The following is a 21,426-nucleotide window of genomic DNA, read 5'->3' as shown; positions in this document are numbered from 1 at the left end:
TAACTCATTTTACTGGCTAATTACTGTTATAGTATTAACTTTGTCGCTTTCTTCTAATTTGGTATGACGCATTCATTTTAATTAACTCATTTTTTAAAGTCTTCATTTGACTATAACCCATAAAGTGATATTTTCTAGCTAACATATATCGATAGCGTTCTTCAAAGTTCATTGGAACTACTGGGTATTGATCTAATAATTTGAAATCAATAGTTTTAATTTCATTAATTTCTTTAAAAAATTGAATTATTAAATCAAAGTACTTATCGATTACTGGCTTAGCGTTTGATGAATTTAATGCTCTTTGTTTAGTGTATTCATCAAGTAACTCTTCAATTTCATCAAATTCTTGTTTATTAATCATTTAATCAAGCTTCCTTTAATTGTCCTTTCATACGTTTTTGCCCTTCTCTACAATCATTTAGTAAGGGACATATGTCACACTTAGGCTTTCTAGCTAAACAATGGTAGCGACCAAAGAAGATAAGTTGATGATGACTTCTACTCCATCTTTCCTTTGGAATAATACTACATAATCTATCCTCTACTTGTGTCACATTATCTTTCCATCTATTAATTCCTAGTCGCTTAGAAACACGTTCAACATGCGTATCAACTGCTAATGATGGCTCATCGAAAGCTACACTCATAACAACATTTGCTGTTTTACGACCGACTCCAGCTAAACTTTCTAATTCTTTATGAGTACTAGGAATTTGACCATTGAATTGTTCGAGTAGTGACTGACAAAGCTTTTGTATATTTTTCGCTTTGTTACGATATAAGCCAATCGAACGTATATCATTTTGCAGTTCTTCGATATCCACATTCAAGTAGTCTTGAGGCGTTTTATACTTTTGAAAAAGCGTACGTGTAACTTTATTTACTAAATTATCGGTACATTGAGCTGATAAAAGGACTGCAATTGTTAATTCGAAAGCATTATCATGTTTGAGCTCGCATTCAGCATTTGGAAACATATCAGCTATGACATCTATCATTTCTAGTGCTTTCTTTTTACTTATCATCTAACTTCTCCCCATTTAACCAATCAAATTTTGGTATATGATTAACCGTATGTGTCATAGATGGCTTGTTAAATTGTTCTCTTATTTTCTTAGATTCTTCAGTAGTTGTGACATTATTCTTTTTCCAATTTAACAATATACGATCTACGTACTTGAAACTAAGTTTGTCATGACTATATGCTTCATCTAACGCTGCTCTAATTAAAGTAAAGTCATGCTTGTCTGTGTCAATCCATTGATTAAGTGTTTCAATTTCATATGGTGAAATAGGTCTAGCAAACAAGGATTCTATATATTGGAAAAGGTCTTTAAAATTTTGTTGAGATTGATTTGTTAGTTGTTTTGAATGATCTTGAGATAAAATATTGCTTAATTTTTCATAGAAACCATCTAAATTCATATATTCCGTAAATTTACCTTCTTCGTCCTTTTTTACATGAAGTTGTAATAAATCCCTTTGAATTAAATGCTGAATGATGCTAGTTATTTCACGTGGTTCCATATCTGAGCCTAATTTCAACTCATCGATGGATGGTTGTTTATTTGTTGTTTCAGAGGCATAAATCAATTTAATTAAAATAATTAAATCTTTTTCTGTCAGTCCTAATTCACTATAATGGTCAAATAATTCTCTTCTAACGACGACAGGACGTGTTTTGAGTTGAATTTTATTCAAATTGATATTCCTCCTCTTTAAAGTTGAAAAAGCGTCCAGTCAACATGCTGACTGGACGAGAAAATTAATATGGTATGTGGGATTAGAACTTATGGATATAAACGATTTAATAATCGTGGGAATGGAGCAGTTTCTCTTACGTGTTCCACACCAGAAATCCAAGCAACAGTTCTCTCTAACCCTAATCCAAATCCGCTATGTGGCACACTACCATAACGACGTAAGTCTAAATAATAGTTATAACTTTCAGTGTCTAATTGATGTTCATCTATACGTTGTTCTAATAATTCTAAATCATTAATACGTTCAGAACCACCAATGATTTCACCATAACCCTCTGGTGCAATTAAATCTGCACATAAAACTGTTTCTTCATTCTCTGGATTTGGTTGCATATAGAATGGTTTAATTTTAGTTGGATAATTTGTAATAAATACAGGTAAATCATAATGATTTGCAATAGCAGTTTCATGTGGTGCACCGAAGTCCTCGCCCCACTCAATATCATCGAAACCTTCTTCTTTTAAGAACTTAATTGCATCATCATAAGAAATTCTTGGGAAAGGTGCTGAAACCTTTTCAAGTTTACTCGTATCTCTATCTAGTGCTTTAAGTTCTAATTGACAATTATTAAGTACAGATTTAACGACATCTGATACATACTGTTCTTGGACTTCTAAACTTTCCACATGATTTGTAAATGCCATTTCTGGTTCAATCATCCAGAATTCAATCAAATGGCGTCGAGTTTTAGATTTTTCAGCTCTGAAAGTTGGTCCAAATGAGAACACACGACCATGAGCCATTGCAGCTGCTTCCATATATAATTGACCACTTTGAGAAAGGAAAGCATCTTCATCAAAGTACTTAGTATGGAATAATTCACTTGTTCCTTCTGGAGCACTTGCTGTTAAGATTGGAGGATCAATTTTAGTGAATCCATTTTCATTAAAGAATTCGTATGTCGCTCTAATAATTTCATTTCTGATTTTCATAACAGCATGTTGTTTTTTTGAACGCAACCATAAATGTCTATGATCCATTAAAAATTCAGTACCGTGATTTTTAGGTGTAATTGGATAATCATGTGCTTCGTGAATAACTTCAATTGATTTCACTTGCATTTCGTAGCCTAAATCTGAACGGTTATCTTCTGTGATAACACCAGTCACATAAAGTGATGATTCTTGTGTAATTTCTTTAGCTAGTTGGAATGTTTCTTCAGAAACCTCTGATTTAACCACTACACCTTGCATAAAGCCACTACCATCACGTAATTGTAAAAAGGCAATCTTGCCACTTGAACGTTTATTTGTTAACCAAGCACCAATAGTCACTTCTTGGTTAAGATGTTGTTTAGCTTGTTTAATCGTTGTTTTCATAACCAATCTCCTAATTGTCATTCTTTGTAATCAATACTTATTTATTTTAACAAAATAAATTGTGAAGTTCTAGCATGTAAACACACTATCTCAATGTATAACAGTTTGAATCATTTATTAGCATCAATATTATGTTGGATTTTGTTAACAAGTTTGCTAAATTGTTTAATATCGCCCTTTTTTTGCTTATAATTTTCTAAAGTTTGAGCAAAAAAGTTTTTATAGTTACTGCTTACAAGACGATCATCAAAAGAGACAATCAACCCTTGATCATCTTCATTGCGAATTAAACGACCTAAACCTTGTCTAAAACGAGTAACTGCGTCGGGTAAAACATAGTCCTTAAAGGTAGAATCAAATTCAGAATCCATAAGCCAATGTTTCGTATTGTATTTATTCATAAATGGAAGTTTAGCTATCATAACACATTTAATACCTTTAGCTTGATAATCAAAACCTTCGAAAAACGTTGATGTGCCAAGTAAAATTGTCTTATCAAAATTATTAAATTGTTGAACAATTTTATAGTTTTGATTTTGTTGTTGTGTAAGTACTACATAGTCTTCAAAAGTGGGTAATTCATTTAATAACTCTTGTACCATGTGCATCATACGGTAGCTTGTAAATAACACTAAACATTTCGAATCAGTGATTGTTACATACTCTTGAATATAATCCACTATAGATGCTACGTAATCATCGATATTTTTGAAGTTATAAGAACTAACATCATTAGGAATAAACACGTTCGTATTCGTGTGATTAGATAGTGTCGATGGAACTTGATACGTGTTAAAATGCACATCTTCTTTAAACCAATTTTTAAAGGCATCAAATTTATGATTAAACGTCAATGTTCCAGAAATAAATGTTAATGAATTAAATTTATCTAAAACGCGAGTCGTTAAAATATCACGAACTGCATAATCTTTAACAATCAATTTAATAGTTGACTTTTGAGTTAGATTCCTAATGGATAAGTACGCAGTATGTTTATCTTTTAAACTCTGCTCTATATTTCGATAAGTATCATTAATATATATAAGTTGTTTGCGTAAAGTCTTAATTGTTTTGTGCGTCATACCATTAAAAATTTCTAATGTCTTATTTATCTTATCAACAATCAAATGCAAATCTTTAAGTATCTGAGTTGAATCAAATTCAAATACATAATGGTGTCGATGTATATCATCATCATAAACGTCAGAGTTTTGAATGATTTCGAATATATGATTAAATAGACGTTCATTTAAATCATGTATTTCTGATATATTCATTTTTAAACCGAATACATCTATCGGTGCGATATCTAAACGTTCTAAAATTCGTTGTTGTTCTAGTTTATCAATCGCTTTTAATAATTTTTCATTTTCATTTTTTCCTATTAAACCAAGTTGATATTTTAAATCTGAATAATCGAGTTCATTAGTGACTTGGTTTAATGCATAGTCAGGTAAACGATGTGCCTCATCAATTATACAATCATCGAAAAGTTGATAAATTGAATTCTCTTGGTCTGAGTGTATGAGATGTGCATGATTAGTGATTCCGATTTGAATATGATGTGCATTTCGTTTGATGTAATTGTAATAATGTATATCATGTCTAACTGGTACATAAGTTTCAATCTTTTGGTCAAAATACATTTTCTGGCCACCTTTAAGATTTAAATCTTGAATATCTCCAGTTTCCGTTTCGATAATCCAGGTCAATAATTGCATTTTTAAAATATTAACTTCATAGTTGGTAGTTTCATCTTTCAAAATCTGACTAATTAATCCAAGTGAAATGTATTCAGATTTACTTTTTATAAGTGTGGCATTAATTTTAAAGTTTAGTGCTTGATTGATACTCGGAATATCTTTTAGCAAAAGTTGATTTTGCAACAGTTTAGTATTAGTCGAAATCATGACATGACGTCCAGTTTCAATGTTATACATCAAAGCTGCCAAAAGATATGCCAATGACTTTCCACTACCTAAAGGTGCTTCAATCATCGCTTTATCATTGTGCATGAGTTGCTCTAGGATGATTTCAGATAAATATAGTTGTTGTGGACGATATGTTAGATTAAGTGACTTAACTACTTCACTATACAATTCTTTAAGTGATCCATTAAATGTTGTTTTAGGTGCTTTTAAATCAATTTGCTTTTTATAAATTATTTGTTCGAATTGACCGTATTGATTATCTAAAGATGAATTTTCATGTTGACGTACCATTTCAAACAAGACATTAAATAAGTCATATTTTAAATTTTTACTTAAATAATAGAGTTGTTTTAATGTATCTATTGGTAGTTGTTCGAATTTTTGAAAGGCTTTAATCATTAGTAATGCAGTAGTAGTAGCGTCTTCATCAGCTCTATGTGCGTTGTCTAAGGGTATGTCGTGTGCCTCTGCTAATTCACTAAGTTGATAACTCTTATCAGTAGGATAAGCAATTTTAAATACTTCTAACGTATCCAGAACCTTTTTAGGTTCAAAATCTATATTACAGTTTTGAAAGGCTTTTTTTATAAAATTTAAGTCAAAATCAACATTATGAGCAACGAACACACTATCTTTCAATTGTTTGTAAATTTCTTGTGCAATTTCATGAAAATAAGGGGCTTGCTCTAACATGGTATCTTCAATAGAAGTCAACGCTTGGATGAATGGAGGAATTTCCAAATCAGTACGAATCATAGAATGATAAGTCCCAGATATTTTATTGTTACTTACAAAAGTAATACCAATTTGTATAATTTCATCATAATCAAGTTGATTGCCAGTTGTCTCTAAATCTACAACTGCATAACTTGTGTGTCCCATAACTAACTCTCCTTATCTTCATGTCATTCGCATTATATATCTATATCCGCACTAATAAGGCGTCTAACTTCATTATTTTCGTCTCTAACTATTAAGAAACCATCGTCATCAATATCGATTGCTTCACCTATAAATTGTTTGTCGTTTTCAGTGAAACGCAATTGTCGTTGCCATATATTTGAGGCTTCAATATACTCATTTCGAATTTCTGAAAAAAACTTTGTTAAAAATTGTGAATATCGTTTTTCGATTGATGAAATGAGCTTTTCTAAAAATGAGTATCGATTAATTTTATTATTACTATGTAAACGAATGCTTGTTGCTCTCTGTTTAATATCATCAGAGAAATCACTGTCACTGTGATTTAAATTAATACCTATACCACAAATAATAGCGTCAATTGAATCGTAATTTGCTATCATTTCAGTTAAAAAGCCACATACTTTTTTATCAGCAATATAGATATCGTTCGGCCATTTAATTTCTACTTTATCATTCGTGAAAGATTGTATTGCATCCCTAATTCCTAAAGCAATAAACAAGTTAAATTTTGGGATCATTGAAAAAGGTACATTTGGACGCAATACTAGAGACATCCATAAACCTTTTCCTTTTGAAGAAGCCCAATTACGATTAAATCGACCTCTTCCTTTTGTTTGTTCGTCACTTAATATAATCATAGACTTATTATTATCTACCAATTCTTGCTTAGCAATAATCTGAGTTGATTCAACACTTTCAAATACTTTTATCTCCGAAGCTAGTTGTGAATTTTTTAAAATATAAGATACGATACCATTATACCAACTATCTGGGAGTTCATTTAGTTGGTGGCCTTTATGATTGATAGATTCGATTTTGCAACCATCTTTTTTTAATTGATCAATGACTTTTTTAACAGCTGCTCTAGAAATATTTAGCTGATCAGCAATATATTGTCCCGAAATATATTCAGATTGATGCATATATAGCATACGTATAACATCTTGACTATATTTTGACATTCTCTTTCACCCACTTCAATAATTCATCTTTTAAATTTGGAACTTTATTTGTTAACACATCATTTTCTATTTGTCTAAGAACTTCTTTCAGCCAAGGGCCACTTTTTTTAGACGTAATTCTAAGTATATCTCCACCATTAATATTTAGATCTCTACGACTTCTAATAGGTAAATGTTGATCAATTTTTTTTATTGATTGAAGATTAAATATTAACGGAGAGGCTACTTTAATGTTATTGTCTTCAAGTATTGAATTAATAGCAATGATATCTAAAATATTATTCATACCATAGTCATAAACGAATAATTTTAATTGATCTTTAGATGAAACATGAGGCATCTCTAGCATTATTTTATGATATTGATTGATTTTAATTTTCTCATTGTTGCTTATATTTAAGTCAGAAAGTGAAGTATTTGTTTGTTCAACAGTCATTAATATTGCTAACCATAATTCAAAGCTTATTGGTGAATTAACTTTAGTTTGCTTCATATCAAGACTGCTAAAGAAAGGTACATAATTAAAGAAATTCAAACCTATTAGGTTTAGGTAGCTTTGGCTTACATTTTGACCTTTAATTAATTTTTTTAATTCCACGACAATGCGTTCTATAGATAAATGTTCTACATCTGCGATTTGATGTTTCATCGCCTCAAAAGTATCACCTTCTATAGTAAAATTCAATTGGGATTGAAAGCGTAAGCCTCTTAAAATGCGTAATGCATCCTCTTTAAACCGTTCTTTAGCATCACCAACAGTTTTAATAATATGTTGATTCAATGCTGCATTACCGTCAAAATAGTCATAAATATTAAAATTTTTATCCATGGCAATTGCATTAATTGTAAAGTCACGACGTTGTAAATCTTCTTTTAAATCACGCACGAAATAGACTTCACTAGGCCTACGATGATCAACATACTCTGCTTCAGCTCTGAAGGTTGTTACTTCATAATTTGTTCCTTGATACACGACATTTATAGTGCCATGCTCTCTCCCGATTGAGATAGTCTTGTCAAATATTTTTTCTATTTCATCTGGTGTAGCACTAGTAGTAATATCGATGTCGTGAATGGGTCTGTTCATTAAGTAATCTCTCACCGATCCACCAACGAAATATGCTTCAAATCCATGTTGTTCTATTTTTTCTAAAATGGGTTTTGCTTGATTAAATAGTTCTGTTCCCATACTAATCCTCTTTTTGATTTAACATTTTTCTATAGTAGTGTTCATATTGATCAGTTATTAATTCTGAACCAAATCGTACATCAATATCCTTTAACATAGCAGTTTGCATTTTATTATATAATTCTTTATTTGAAAGCAGTTGTAACGCATATTCACTTGCACTAGTGCTATCTCCTATATCCACAATGAAACCAGTCTCATCATGTTTAATAACCTCTTTAATCCCACCAGCATTAGAACCTATCGGCACTACTCCTGTTTTCATTGCCTCAAGCAAAGTTAATCCAAAGCTTTCTTTTTCACTTAATAGAAGTACTAAATCAGACATTTGGTAAAATTCACTTACTTGGTCTTGCTTGCCTAAGAATAGTACATCACTATCGATACCTAAGTGACGCGCTAACTTTCTCATGTCTAATAATTCAGGACCGTCTCCTAACAAGATTAATTTACTTGGTATGTTTTTATGAACTTTAGCAAATGTCTCTAATATAGTATCTATGCGTTTCACTTTTCTAAAATTAGATACATGTATAAGTACCTTTTCATCAGGTTTAATACCATATACTTCTTTAAGCGTTTCATCATGACGCGTTGGAAATTCATTTTCACGCACAAAATTATAAATAGGAACAATTTCTTTCTCGGTTTCAATGATTGATTTAGTTTGATGTGCTAAAGAGTGACTCACACTTGTAACAATATCACTTTGCTCAATCCCAAATTTAATGGCGCCTTTGAGTGAATGGTCGTAACCTAGCACTGTGATATCAGTACCGTGTAACGTGGTCATTATTTTAATATCTTTTCCAGACATTTGACGTGCTAAAATTCCACAAACTGCATGAGGTACTGCATAGTGCATGTGTAATACATCTAAATCGTATTCCTTTATAACTTCTGAAATTTTAGTACTCAAAGTAATATCATATGGAGGATATTGAAAGACTGCATATTGATTTACTTCAACTTGATGAAAAGTAATATTAGGTAAAGGTTTACGTATTCTAAAAGGAATATTGGAAGTTATAAAATGTACTTCATGGCCTCTTTCTGCCATTTTTATTCCTAGCTCAGTAGCAATAATACCAGAACCGCCCATAGATGGATAACATGTGATACCTATTTTCATGAAAAACTATCCTCCTCTTGTTTATATTTATTTGCGTTCAAAACGATTTTTATCTCTAGTGTTGAACTTTTCCATTGTTTCATTAAAACTTTCAGTCATATCAATATCTAATGAATTAGCTATACAAAGTAAAACAAATAAATTGTCTCCTAATTCAGCTTTAATTGTATTATCTTCTTCAGTTTCTTTCTTTTTCTTTTCACCATGATAGTGGTTTATCTCTCTAGCAAGTTCTCCAACTTCTTCTGTTAAACGTGCTAAATTTGCCAGTGGAGAAAAATAACCAGCTTTGAATTGTCCAATGTACGCATCAACTTCATTTTGCATTTCTTTCATAGATTTCATTACGATCACTTTCTCCTTTATTATTGACTCTTATTAAGTATATATCATATTAAAAAATCATGCATTTTATGAATATGAAAAGAACAGACTATATTTTAAATCATACTGCTATATTTAAAAAATAAAAAAGGAGCAGAACAGAATTCATCTTGAATTCATTGTTCTACTCTCTTATAAGGATATCTAAAGTTAAAAATTTTGGTATTTGAACATTCAAAGTTTTAAATAACTACTAAAAATTTATAGTAGTTTTTACATCATTGTTTTTTATACCTATAACCCTAATTTCATTAATTATCACTTGCTTTAGCGATTAGAATAATTCTAACTAGTTCTGCAACAGCTGTCGCAGTAGCAGCAACATAAGTCATTGCAGCGGCTGAAAGAACCTTTTTAGCATGTTTATATTCTTTTTCATTTACAATGTTTAATGCAGTTATTTGTTTCATTGCTCTTGAACTTGCGTCAAATTCAACAGGTAAAGTTACGATTGAGAATAAGACTGCAAGTGACATTAACCCAGCACCAATCCATAAAGCTGTTGAGCCAAATGCACTACCCATAGCTGTTAAGATGATACCTAACATGATAATCATGTAACTTAATGAACTACCTAAATTAGCTAGTGGTACTAATGCACTTCTAAATCTTAAAAATGCATACCCTTGTTGATGTTGAATCGCATGTCCAACTTCGTGTGCAGCAATAGCTGTACCAGCTACTGAAGGTCTATCGAAGTTTGCAGGAGATAAACAAACAACTTTCTTTTTAGGATCATAGTGGTCTGTTAAGAAACCTTCACCCTTTACTACGTCAACATCATAAATACCATTTGCATGAAGTATTTCTTCTGCTACCTCGCGACCAGTTTTACCACTTGTTGATCTTACTTGTGCATATTTTTCATAGTTAGATTTTACTTTGTGTTGTGCCCACATAGGAATGAGCATAATAATGACAATATATATTATATAAGACATTATAGACAATAATTCCACTCTCCTTTAATCATATTCTACTGACTATCTTGTATTTAATCAAATAATTTAACCGATAAGATTTTTTTAAATTATAATATAAACTTAGTGCAAAAACACTTAGCCAGAAAGCAATATAGCCTACCATCTCTTTGTGCTGTTCAATAAAATCATAGTACGACGGGTACTTATTTAAAACATAATCCATATAGTCATTGTTAAGTACCCAGATCATTGCCACTAATAGCCCACTAATCCTAATTTTTAAACGAGGATAGAAATAAATAGCTTGAATCGCCATAATACCATGACTTATAATCAAAAAAACATTCATTATGGTTAAGTTTTGATCTAGATTAATCATGAGAATATTCATTATTATTGCCCAAAGTCCATATTTAACTAAAGTTACGAATGCAAGCGCCTCTACAAATGGGATATGCTTATTAAAAATGAGACAAATAATAACAATACACAAAAAAAGTGAAGCGATTGGGCTATCTGGTATAAATGGCAAGAAATACCAAGGTGTTTTAACTAATTGATCACCATACCAAATAAATCCATATAAGGTACCGAGTATGTTGAAAATAAGTAAAAAGATTAAGCAAGAGTGGCGATATAAGGTTAACTCCCACATCTGTTTTAATGTAAGCATGTGATTAAATTCCTTTGTGGCTTTATCGGTTTTCAAGGACTTCTAAAATCTGTGTTAATTGGTAAAATTGTTCTCGATCATTAAGTTGTAAGCTTAAATCTATATTATGTCGTAAGTGTTCTACTAGCGAATGCACTTTTGTAGAATCGAGAGGTAAATTATAAATTGTGTTTAGATAAGCCATGTACTGAGGAGAGTACATTAATTGATGAATAATTAAATCATTGAATCTAAAATCTATCGAGTGTTGGTCTGAAAAATGAATAAGAATATCGAAGTCGTTATGATGAGTTGTTACGTATTCGAATATCTCATTTGTATTAATGAGTAAGTGATTATTTTTAACTAATCTAATTGCTGGTGCATCTGTATTTGTTAAAGCAAGTTCTAACGTTTTATGGTCAAATATTCTTTGGTTTACAAAATGTACATGTTCTAGTAACTCGGTATGAGATTTAATATAATTTAAAATCCACACGCTAATTCGTGATTTAAAATGATAATGAAACAAAGCATATTCAATATAACTTTGTTTCATTTGTGTAAGTGTTTGAGTCAAAAGAATCACCTACATTAATAATCAAGACGATTGGCTTCTTCTTGCCATGTCTCATTACTAGGATCCATTTCTATTAATTGTTGTAATATTGTTTTCGCTTTTTCTTTATAACCGATTTCGATTAAATAATAGTAATAGTCATTTAAGAAAGCGCTTTGAGTTTTCATTGTAGGATAAGCTAGTTCAAAGAAATGTTGTGCTTCTTTATCACGTTCTTCTTGGCCAAATGCATGAGCTAAATGCCACATGAATACAGGGTCCAAATCATCTTCATCCACATATGATAGCAATGCGATGATTGCTTCATAATCTTCTTCATTTCGGAACAAATCACTCAAAATTAATAAAGGTTCATGATAAGCATTGTCCACTTCAAGTGCTTGTTTTAGTAATTCAACACCTTCATTTGCATCACCATGTTCAATTTCTAAACTTCCTGTTGAAACCATCAATTCTTTATAAAATTGATTTAAACGTAACCCCTCTTTGCCGGTCTCAATGGCATCAGGATAATTTTTTTCATTTTCATAAAGTGATTGTAAATAGAAATATCCTTGAATAAAATCGGGATCTTTCGATAGAAGGTTCTTAGTAATTTTAATGGCTTCATGAGTGATATCATTTTTTTCATACGCGATTGCTTTTTTGAAGAAATCTTCAGAAGTCATTTCATCTTCATTAATTTCATCATATAGATTAATCGCATCACTATAGTTTCCACTTTGTAATGCACAATCTGCCATACGAGCAAATAAATTAATACCATTTACTTCGTATTCACCCGTATCTAATACGACTTCATATTCACGTGTAGCGCGCAAATATTGACCATCAAAATATAGCATCTCAGCTAATGCGAAATGGATGATTGGATCATTTGGCTCTAATTCCCTAGCTTCAATTAATTTATCAATGGCAACTTCTGTCATATTAATTTGCTGATATAAATCAGCCTCTAACATTAATTTTTCTGTTGATATTGCAACTTGACTTAAATATTCTAATGCTTCATCAGTTTGATTCTCTGACATTAGACCTTCAATAAAATATATAAGTAATTCACTTTCATCTGGATATTTATGATATAAAGTTCTAAATACCTCTAGACCTTGAGGTGTTAAACCAAAATTATATAGGGTTTCACCAAGAATAAATAATGCATCGTCATTATTAGAAGTTAAAGCATCATTTACACGAGAATCTAAATTATCTAATTTTTGAAGATTGATATCGTCTATTAATTTATAGATATCTTCCATACTGTTTTATCCCTCATTTTCTAAAAGCATTAATTTAGGAAGGAAACCTGGGAACGATACATTTACTGCATCAAACTGACGGATATTCAGTGGTTCATCACTTAATAATGATGCAATAGCTAACATCATCCCTATTCGGTGATCTGTTAAACTATCTACGGTTGCTGACTTTTTAAATTCTGAAGGATGAATAATAAGTCCGTCATCAGTGGGTTGCAATTCAAACCCTAATAAACCGAGCATGTCTGCAGTCGTATCAATTCGATTAGTTTCTTTCACTTTTAATTCTTCTGCATCTTTAATAATACTAGTACCACTTGCTTGTGTACACAATAGTGCAATAATTGGTAACTCGTCAATAGCTTTTGGAACTATATCACCTTCAATAAGAACAGGTTTTAAGTTTGGTGTGTATTTAACACGGATTGATGCAGTAGGTTCTGATGTATCTGTGATATTTAAACATTCAATATTTCCTTCCATTTGTTTAACGATATCTATAATACCTGAACGAGTTGGATTGATGCCAACATTATGAATTGTAATATCACTACCAGGAGTAATAAGTGCTGCCACTATAAAGAATGCTGCTGAAGAGATATCACCAGGCACATAAAAATCTTTAGCTTTTATATGTTCGATAGCATTTGGTTGAGTAGTAATTTCTTTACCAGAAATGCTAATCGGAATATTAAAATGTTCAAACATTGTTTCAGTATGATTTCGACTTACATCTAACTCAGTAATTTTAGAACTGTCATTAGAAAATAGACTTGCAAATAATAATGCACTTTTGACTTGTGCACTGGCTACTTCCATTTTATAGGTAATACCATTAATTGAAGCGGGTTTAATAATTAATGGTGTAAAATTATCATCAATGCCAGTAATATTTGCCCCCATTAATCTGAGTGGCTTCATTATTCTATCCATAGGTCGCTTACCTATTGAAGCATCACCGGACAAAACGCAATTTAGATTGAGTCCACTTAGTAAACCAGCTAATAATCGGGTTGTAGTACCAGAATTTCCAGTATATAGTGTTTGATGTGGTGTTTTAAATTTATTATAACCAGGTGAATCAACTATAATCTTTTCATCAGCAAGCTGTAAGTTAACACCTAATAATTTAAATATTTCTATTGTGCGTAAACAATCTTCACCCAAAAGAGGCTTATATATAGTCGATTGACCAGTTGCTAAAGACGCCAACATAATCGCTCGATGGGTCATTGACTTGTCTCCGGGTACTTCAATTTCTCCAATTAAAGGCCCTTTTATATCTATTATTTGCTCATTTGACATACTGTAATCCACCTACTTTAATACTAGTTGTAAATCGTTAAATGCTTTTATTAATATAGTTTTTTCAACATGACATACTCGTGGTTTACCAAGTTCTTCAAGTAATACCATTTGAATACCTTCACCATTATTTTTCTTATCAGTTAGCATATAGTGATACATATCATCAAAGTTTAATTGCTGAACAATTTGAACTGGATAATGAAGTTTCTTTAAATAGTTAGCATAATATGAGATGTCGAATTGTGTATCAAGTAAAGTATTAGCAACTATAAATTGGTAAATGATTCCAATCATAATAGCATGACCATGTGGTATTTTAGTCTTGTACTCAACGGCATGACCGAATGTATGTCCTAAATTTAAATACTTTCGCATATTGTGCTCTTTTTCATCTTTAATGATGACGTTTAGTTTAGCTTTAATTCCTTTGAAGATAAACTGATCTATATCATTCAAAGATTCTAGTTTTTCTTTTGTGGAGAAGTGTTTTTCAATATCATCTACTGCAACTTGACCTGTTAATAGTGCATGCTTATAAACTTCAGCATACCCACTTAGTATTTCGTCATAAGGCAATGTTGCTAAGAAATTTAAATCATATATCACAGCTTTTGGTCTATAAAATGCGCCAATTAAATTTTTACCGTGAATGGAATTAATCCCTACTTTACCTCCCACGCTAGAGTCATGGGCAAGTATTGTTGTAGGTACTTGTATGAAATCAACACCTCTTAATAAAGATGAAGCAAGAAATCCAGTGAAATCTCCAGTAGCACCGCCACCTATCGCAACTAAACAAGTATTACGTGTTAAATTGTATTCAAGAAGGTGTTCTAGCGTTTGTTGATAATGTTCAAACGTCTTCATCTTCTCACCAGCTGGAACTATTATCTTATATATATGTGTTGATTCAAGTAACGGTGTAAACTTAGTTTTAAAGTTAAAATCGACGTACTCATCAATGATAAGAAACACTTTATCATAGTCTTGTATATATTCAGATAACTCCTCGAAAGCATTATGTTCAACTATAATTGGATAATTATTATTTGGATAGGTTGTTTGTAATTGCATATGAAATACCTCGTTCCTTACCTAACAATTTATTAGAATTCAATATTAAGGCGTCTTCGTTCATCAATTTGGGCTTTTAGCTGATCGATATGATTGGATTGAAACTCTTCTGTAATGGCTTTAGCAACCTCAAAAGCAACAACATGTTCACAAACAACACTTGCTGCAGGTACTGCACAACTGTCAGATCGTTCAATCGTGGCTTTGAAGTCTTCTTTAGTATTAATATCAACGGAATTAAGTGGTTTATATAAAGTAGGAATTGGCTTCATAACACCATTAACAATAATTGGCATACCATTTGTCATACCACCTTCAAAGCCACCTAAATGATTGGAGCCTCTATAGAATCCACTTTCATTATCATATAAAATTTCGTCTTGAATTTCGCTACCTGGTTTTTCAGCAGCTTTGAATCCTTCACCGAAGCTTACTCCTTTAAATGCGTTAATACTTACAACACCTTGTGCTATACGACCATCTAATTTACGATCATATTGCACATAACTACCGACTGCAACAGGCATATTTTCAACCATAACTTGAACAACACCACCAATGGAATCGCCATCTTTTTTAGCAGCATCAATTTTATCTCTCATTTTTTGAGCGATAGTTTCATCAATTACACGTACGTCATTCTTATCAATATTTTGTTTGAATGTTTCAGTATCATATAAACCTTCATCTTTAATACCACCAATTTCAACAACACGACTATACATGTGAATGTCTAATTGTTCTAGAAGAATTTTAGATACTGCACCTACTGCAACACGTGCTGCTGTCTCTCGAGCCGATGAACGTTCTAAAACATTTCTTAAATCTCTATGATTATATTTCATACCACCGATTAAATCTGCGTGTCCAGGACGGGGTTTTGTAATCGTACGTTTCATATTATCTCTTTCTTCATCAGAAATAGGCTCAATACCCATAATATTTCTCCAATGAGTGAAATCATCATTTGTGACAACAATCGTAATTGGACTACCAAGTGTATATCCATTTCTGACTCCTGATACAATCTCTACTGCATCTTTTTCAATTTGCATACGACGTCCTCTACCGTAGCCACCTTGACGTTTAAACATTTCTTTATTTATATCTTCCGCTTTAATTTCTAAATTAGCAGGCACACCTTCAATAATTACTGTTAATTGAGGACCATGTGATTCTCCAGATGTTAAATATCTCATGAGAATACGCTCCTTTCCCTTTACTACGTTAAATTGTGATATGTGTTATCATATCACATTCAACCTTATAACATAACTAGTGTGCTACAGTATTTTTTAATTTATTAGAATATTTTAATAATTATCAAATGATAGATTAGTGATTTAATATTCAAATTAAAAAAAGAAGGTAGGACAGAATTCATTGTCCTACCTTTAAAATGTTGAATATATGCTTAATTTAAGAAATTACTTATTTCAATCAACTAAAGCCAATTTGAATTGTAAACGCTTAATAAAATATTTCAATTTACTATTCATATAACCAAGTATCTCTAGGTGCTTCGTAGCTACTTAATTCCTCTTCTTTGAACCATAAATTAATCTCTCTTTGTGCTGATTCAACTGAATCAGAACCATGAATTACGTTTCTTCCTACTGTTAAACCTAAATCTCCTCTTATAGAACCTGGCGTAGCTTCAGAAGGATTTGTTTTACCTATAATATGTCTTGATACATCTACAGCGTCTTCACCTTCGACAACCATTGCAAAAACAGGTGCTGAAGTAATAAATGAAATTAATTTATCATAGAATGGCTTGTCAGTATGTTCGGAATAGTGTTCTTCAGCTAGAGATTGAGGAACTGTCATTAATTTAGCACCGACAAGTTTTAACCCTTTTCTTTCAATACGTGAAATAATTTCTCCCACTAAATTACGTTGTACTGCATCTGGTTTAATCATTAAGAAAGTTCTTTCCATCGTAATTGATCCCCCCTGTGAATTAAGTCTGATTAATTTAAGACTTAAAATATAAATGTTTATTTATGTATAGTAATATTGTGTAACAAACAACCTGCTACTATTCAATAGTAACAGGTTGTTAAAGCGCTTTCAATATTTTTTCGTTCTAAACACTACGTGATCCCATTTTCTTTATTAATTTAATAAAAAGACTTTGAGCATTGGGTTCATCAAGTTCATCAATTAACTTAAGCGCCTTAGCTAAATATTTATCACTAATTGCTTTTGATTCTTTTATACTATAAGAATTTCTAATCTGTTCAATTAGAGGTTTAAACTCTTGAGATTCAGATTGATGATTTAGAGTAGAAATTTTTTTCTTAAATGACGTATCTTTTTTCATTTCAAGTAATACTGGTAACGTTATATGTCCATTCATTAAATCGCTACCAACTGGTTTGCCAAGTTTCTTTTCAGTGCTCGTGAAATCCAAAATATCATCTACTATTTGGAAACTCATACCGATATAATGACCTATCATTTTAAGTTTTCGAATGGTTTCATCATTAGCTTCTGAAGTAATTGCTCCTACTTCAGTTGCTAGCTGAATTAATAAAGCTGTTTTTCTATTGATACGTCTCAGATAGTTAGTAATACTTTGTTCGCTATTAAATTGATCTTGAAATTGGAATAACTCACCAAGTCCTACATTTACAATTGAATTTGAAATTATGTGATGAATTCGATTGTCACGAATTTCAGATAAATGTTCCAGTCCTAATGCTAGTAGAAAGTTTCCAGTTAGTATTGCAGTAGTAACATCCCATTTTTTTACTATGGTTAATCGTCCACGTCGTTTGTCACTCTTATCTATAACATCATCATGAACGAGCGTTGCCATATGAATTAACTCTAATGCAACTGCGACGCGATACGTGTCTTCTGTTTTCTTTTGTGGACCGAATTGACTACTTAATATAACAAATGCAGGTCTAACTCTTTTACCTCCTGAAGAAAGCAAATGTGATGAGGTTTCACGTAATATTGGATCATTGCTTTCAATAGCTTTTTGAAGGCGTTTTTCTACATTTTTTATCTCGCTATTCATGTTTAACTTTGCCACGTTAATCACCTTTTATTTAGTCGAACTTTTTTGTTTATAGCCTAGATGCATTGCAGCAACGCCACCTGTAAAGCTACGAATTTTAATTTTATTAAAGCCAGCTTGTTCAAACAATTGTTTTAACTTATCCTTATCTGGAAAATCGAACGTAGATTGTTGTAACCATTCATATTCTTCTTTTGATTTGGCAAATAATTTACCAAATACTGGCATTACAAATTTAAAGTACAATTTATAAATTTGTTTAAACACAGGCATTGTTGGTTGACTTGTTTCAAGACAAACAATCATTCCACCTGGCTTTAAGACTCTGTTCATTTCTTTTAATGCAACTAAATAATCAGGTACGTTACGTAGACCGAAACCAATAGTTACATAATCAAATGAATTATCTTCAAACGGTAAATTCATTGCATCGCCATGTACTAAATGAATATTGTTCATATGTTTAGTTTTTTCTTTACCAACTTCTAACATGTTTTCACTAAAGTCTAAACCCGTCACCTCACCATAAGCACCAACTGCTTTACTTAAGGCTATTGTCCAATCAGCAGTACCACAACAAACATCAAGTGCTTTACTACCAACTTTAACGTGCATATCTTTCATTACATGTTTGCGCCATACTTTGTGTTGTTCGAAACTAATTATGTTATTTAAACGATCATATTTACTTGAAATATTTTGAAAGACTGTATGAACTTGTTCTTTTTTTGCATTATTTTCAGTCATTAATATTACCTCTACTTTTCTCTATATAACTTTGATTGATATCTTTTAAAAACTGATGTACATCAGCGGCTTGATACATTTTAAGGTAAGATGGATAGTAATCATCAACCTCAGGAATTAATTTTTGATACAAATTTAAAGGGGCTACTTGTTCTTTACTGAAATGAGACAAAGTTATATATGGGAAGATTGTTTCTATTTCAATAATTGCATCATAGATATCTTCAGTTTCTATTACTTGATGATGTATAGATGATTTTAATTCATTAGATTTAACGATTGCTTTACTCATTGCTAATTGAAAAGTTGGATCATTTATTTCAGCTAACAACGTATAAAAATGAGCACTTAGCAAATCACCAATCAAAATAGATTTTTTTGACTTTTGATTTTGAGTAATTTCATCAAGGTGTTTCATTGAAGTATCGATAGTGAGGCAAGCAAGTTTAGCATTCTCAGGAATATCATAACAATCTAATAATTCACCCAATCTAGAGTTTATGTTAATAGCTTCATAGTCATGAATTCCCTTAAGCTTTTGATTAATTTGTCTATTTAATTTGCTTATAGTTCTTTCCATGTTCACACCTCACGTTATTATCACTATACATCTTAACATTATATGAATAAAAATAAAATATAGGGACTTAACGTTACAATTACTTTATTTATTGAATTGAAAAGCTATTACGGAATAACAACATATATAATATAGTAATAAATTATATGCATTAATTCTCTATAATGATTTATGTATAAAAAAAGCCCTTTAAAGGGCTTTTAAGTAAATTATTTAACAGCATCTTTTAATGCTTTACCAGCTTTAAATGCTGGAACTTTACTTGCAGGAATTTCAATTTCTTTACCTGTTTGAGGGTTACGTCCTTTACGTGCAGCACGTTCACGAACCTCAAAGTTTCCGAAACCAATTAATTGAACTTTTTCACCTTTAGAAAGTGATTGTTGTATTGATTCGAAAACAGCATCTACAGCTGAACCAGCTTCTTTTTTAGTTAAATCAGCTTGTTCTGCAACTGCATTAATTAAATCAGTTTTATTCATTACGAGTTCACCTCCAGATGAATGATAATGATATCTTTATATCATTATGCTATGACTTTAACACAACAATTAATGTTACCGCAATAATTTATGCACTTAAAACACTGAAATATCAGTATTTTATGTACAAATCTACGAAAATTTTTTGATAATGAGTAATATTACACTTTATTCAGATTTTTTATCTCTTCCCATTAAATCTTTAACACTGTCTTTAACCGGATTATCTTCGAATAAAACATTGTAAAGTGCATTAGTTATAGGCATATCAACATTTTGTTGTTTAGCTAAATGGTATACAGAATTAGTAGTATAAATACCTTCTACTACCATATTCATTTCATTTAAAGCTTCATCCATCGTTTGGCCTTGTCCTAATTTAAATCCTAAAGTGTAATTACGTGAATGCGTTGATGTACAAGTAACAATTAAATCTCCAATACCACCAAGACCTAAAAATGTCATTGGATCAGCACCTAATTTTTCACCTAATCTGCTTATTTCAGCTAAACCTCGTGTCATTAAAGCAGCTTTAGCATTATCACCATAGCCCATGCCGGCTACAATACCACTTGCAACTGCAATGATATTTTTTAATGCTCCTCCTAGTTCAACACCGACTAAATCATTATTAGTGTATACACGTAGATAATCATTCATAAATAAATCTTGAATCAGTTTGCTAACTTTTTCATCTTTTGATGATGCGGCGACTGTAGTTGGTTGTTTAATCACTACTTCTTCTGCGTGACTAGGACCTGATAAAACACCGATACCACCATTGTGTTCTTCTGAAATTGAATCTTCAATCATTTCTGAAACACGTTTGAATGTATCATTTTCTATTCCTTTTGCAACATGTATAAAAGTTTTCTTAGTATTAATTAAACTATCAATTTCACTTGTAACTTCGCGCATTGCTTTAGTTGGTAGAGCCATTAAATATATATCAGTAAAATTCACGGCTTCTTTAATATCACTAGTTGCTTTAATACTACTGTTTAAAACGACATCTTTTAGATAGCGTTTATTTTGATGGTGATCATTTAATTCTTTCACACTATCTTCATTTTTTCCCCACATTAAAACAGTATGGCCATTTTCAGCTAATACATTAGCTAATGCAGTACCAAAACTTCCCATACCAAAAACAGTAATTTTAGTCATAGTTTTATCTCCTTC

22 protein-coding genes are annotated in these 21,426 nt (G+C 31.3%); all 22 read right to left on the bottom strand.

Annotated features, from left to right (window positions below; translation table 11 throughout):
- Nucleotides 1-34: 34 nt before the first annotated feature.
- Entirely contained in the window at nt 35-364 is a 330-nt protein-coding gene (locus tag HMPREF2737_RS05565; RefSeq protein WP_037550426.1) for a YpoC family protein, read from the bottom strand.
- Between the two features lie 4 nt (nt 365-368).
- Nucleotides 369-1,028: an endonuclease III gene (nth, locus tag HMPREF2737_RS05560; RefSeq protein ID WP_037550432.1), complete on the bottom strand. Its 660-nt coding sequence runs from the start codon at nt 1,026-1,028 to the stop codon at nt 369-371.
- The gene (locus HMPREF2737_RS05555; RefSeq protein ID WP_037550435.1) at nt 1,018-1,704 is read right to left on the bottom strand and encodes a DnaD domain-containing protein; all 687 of its coding nucleotides are present in this window, start codon (nt 1,702-1,704) and stop codon (nt 1,018-1,020) included. The genes nth and HMPREF2737_RS05555 overlap by 11 nt, the downstream gene beginning before the upstream one ends.
- 89 nt (nt 1,705-1,793) lie before the next feature.
- A complete protein-coding gene (gene asnS / locus HMPREF2737_RS05550) occupies nt 1,794-3,086 on the bottom strand; it encodes an asparagine--tRNA ligase (RefSeq protein WP_037550438.1) in 1,293 nt (430 codons plus the stop codon).
- A gap of 110 nt (nt 3,087-3,196) precedes the next feature.
- Entirely contained in the window at nt 3,197-5,899 is a 2,703-nt protein-coding gene (locus tag HMPREF2737_RS05545; protein WP_037550440.1) for a helicase C-terminal domain-containing protein, read from the bottom strand.
- 32 nt (nt 5,900-5,931) lie between these two features.
- Entirely contained in the window at nt 5,932-6,903 is a 972-nt protein-coding gene (locus HMPREF2737_RS05540; RefSeq protein WP_037550444.1) for a biotin--[acetyl-CoA-carboxylase] ligase, read from the bottom strand.
- Nucleotides 6,890-8,092, bottom strand: a complete 1,203-nt coding sequence (locus HMPREF2737_RS05535) for a CCA tRNA nucleotidyltransferase (protein WP_037550447.1) — start codon at nt 8,090-8,092, stop codon at nt 6,890-6,892. The genes HMPREF2737_RS05540 and HMPREF2737_RS05535 overlap by 14 nt, the downstream gene beginning before the upstream one ends.
- 1 nt (nt 8,093) lies before the next feature.
- A complete protein-coding gene (gene bshA / locus HMPREF2737_RS05530) occupies nt 8,094-9,224 on the bottom strand; it encodes an N-acetyl-alpha-D-glucosaminyl L-malate synthase BshA (RefSeq protein ID WP_037550450.1) in 1,131 nt (376 codons plus the stop codon).
- A 27-nt stretch (nt 9,225-9,251) separates the two neighbouring features.
- Nucleotides 9,252-9,569, bottom strand: coding sequence for a nucleotide pyrophosphohydrolase (locus HMPREF2737_RS05525; RefSeq protein ID WP_011275748.1), 318 nt, complete (start codon nt 9,567-9,569; stop codon nt 9,252-9,254).
- A gap of 290 nt (nt 9,570-9,859) precedes the next feature.
- Entirely contained in the window at nt 9,860-10,558 is a 699-nt protein-coding gene (locus HMPREF2737_RS05520; RefSeq protein WP_037550453.1) for a zinc metallopeptidase, read from the bottom strand.
- A gap of 19 nt (nt 10,559-10,577) precedes the next feature.
- Nucleotides 10,578-11,204, bottom strand: a complete 627-nt coding sequence (locus HMPREF2737_RS05515) for a DUF1405 domain-containing protein (RefSeq protein ID WP_037550456.1) — start codon at nt 11,202-11,204, stop codon at nt 10,578-10,580.
- 22 nt (nt 11,205-11,226) lie between these two features.
- Nucleotides 11,227-11,763, bottom strand: a complete 537-nt coding sequence (locus tag HMPREF2737_RS05510) for a YpiB family protein (protein ID WP_037550459.1) — start codon at nt 11,761-11,763, stop codon at nt 11,227-11,229.
- A gap of 14 nt (nt 11,764-11,777) precedes the next feature.
- The gene (locus HMPREF2737_RS05505) at nt 11,778-13,022 is read right to left on the bottom strand and encodes a tetratricopeptide repeat protein (protein ID WP_037550462.1); all 1,245 of its coding nucleotides are present in this window, start codon (nt 13,020-13,022) and stop codon (nt 11,778-11,780) included.
- A gap of 6 nt (nt 13,023-13,028) precedes the next feature.
- Nucleotides 13,029-14,327: a 3-phosphoshikimate 1-carboxyvinyltransferase gene (aroA, locus tag HMPREF2737_RS05500; protein WP_037550464.1), complete on the bottom strand. Its 1,299-nt coding sequence runs from the start codon at nt 14,325-14,327 to the stop codon at nt 13,029-13,031.
- 12 nt (nt 14,328-14,339) lie between these two features.
- Entirely contained in the window at nt 14,340-15,404 is a 1,065-nt protein-coding gene (gene aroB, locus HMPREF2737_RS05495) for a 3-dehydroquinate synthase (RefSeq protein WP_037550467.1), read from the bottom strand.
- Between the two features lie 32 nt (nt 15,405-15,436).
- Entirely contained in the window at nt 15,437-16,603 is a 1,167-nt protein-coding gene (aroC, locus tag HMPREF2737_RS05490; RefSeq protein WP_037550469.1) for a chorismate synthase, read from the bottom strand.
- Nucleotides 16,604-16,895: 292 nt separating this feature from the next.
- A complete protein-coding gene (ndk, locus tag HMPREF2737_RS05485) occupies nt 16,896-17,345 on the bottom strand; it encodes a nucleoside-diphosphate kinase (protein ID WP_037550471.1) in 450 nt (149 codons plus the stop codon).
- Between the two features lie 148 nt (nt 17,346-17,493).
- On the bottom strand, nt 17,494-18,450 hold the full coding sequence (locus HMPREF2737_RS05480; protein WP_037550473.1) for a polyprenyl synthetase family protein: 957 nt from the start codon (nt 18,448-18,450) through the stop codon (nt 17,494-17,496).
- Between the two features lie 12 nt (nt 18,451-18,462).
- Nucleotides 18,463-19,182, bottom strand: coding sequence for a demethylmenaquinone methyltransferase (locus HMPREF2737_RS05475; protein ID WP_037550475.1), 720 nt, complete (start codon nt 19,180-19,182; stop codon nt 18,463-18,465).
- Nucleotides 19,175-19,762 (bottom strand): heptaprenyl pyrophosphate synthase subunit A, encoded by a 588-nt coding sequence (locus tag HMPREF2737_RS05470; protein WP_037550477.1) that lies wholly within the window; start codon nt 19,760-19,762, stop codon nt 19,175-19,177. The genes HMPREF2737_RS05475 and HMPREF2737_RS05470 overlap by 8 nt, the downstream gene beginning before the upstream one ends.
- 209 nt (nt 19,763-19,971) lie before the next feature.
- The gene (locus tag HMPREF2737_RS05465; protein ID WP_011275733.1) at nt 19,972-20,244 is read right to left on the bottom strand and encodes an HU family DNA-binding protein; all 273 of its coding nucleotides are present in this window, start codon (nt 20,242-20,244) and stop codon (nt 19,972-19,974) included.
- Nucleotides 20,245-20,412: 168 nt separating this feature from the next.
- Entirely contained in the window at nt 20,413-21,411 is a 999-nt protein-coding gene (locus tag HMPREF2737_RS05460; RefSeq protein ID WP_037550479.1) for an NAD(P)H-dependent glycerol-3-phosphate dehydrogenase, read from the bottom strand.
- Nucleotides 21,412-21,426 lie beyond the last annotated feature (15 nt).

This window comes from Staphylococcus sp. HMSC069D12, assembly GCF_001810405.1.
Taxonomy (GTDB): domain Bacteria; phylum Bacillota; class Bacilli; order Staphylococcales; family Staphylococcaceae; genus Staphylococcus; species Staphylococcus haemolyticus.
This window is presented reverse-complemented; position numbering and strand designations above follow the sequence as displayed.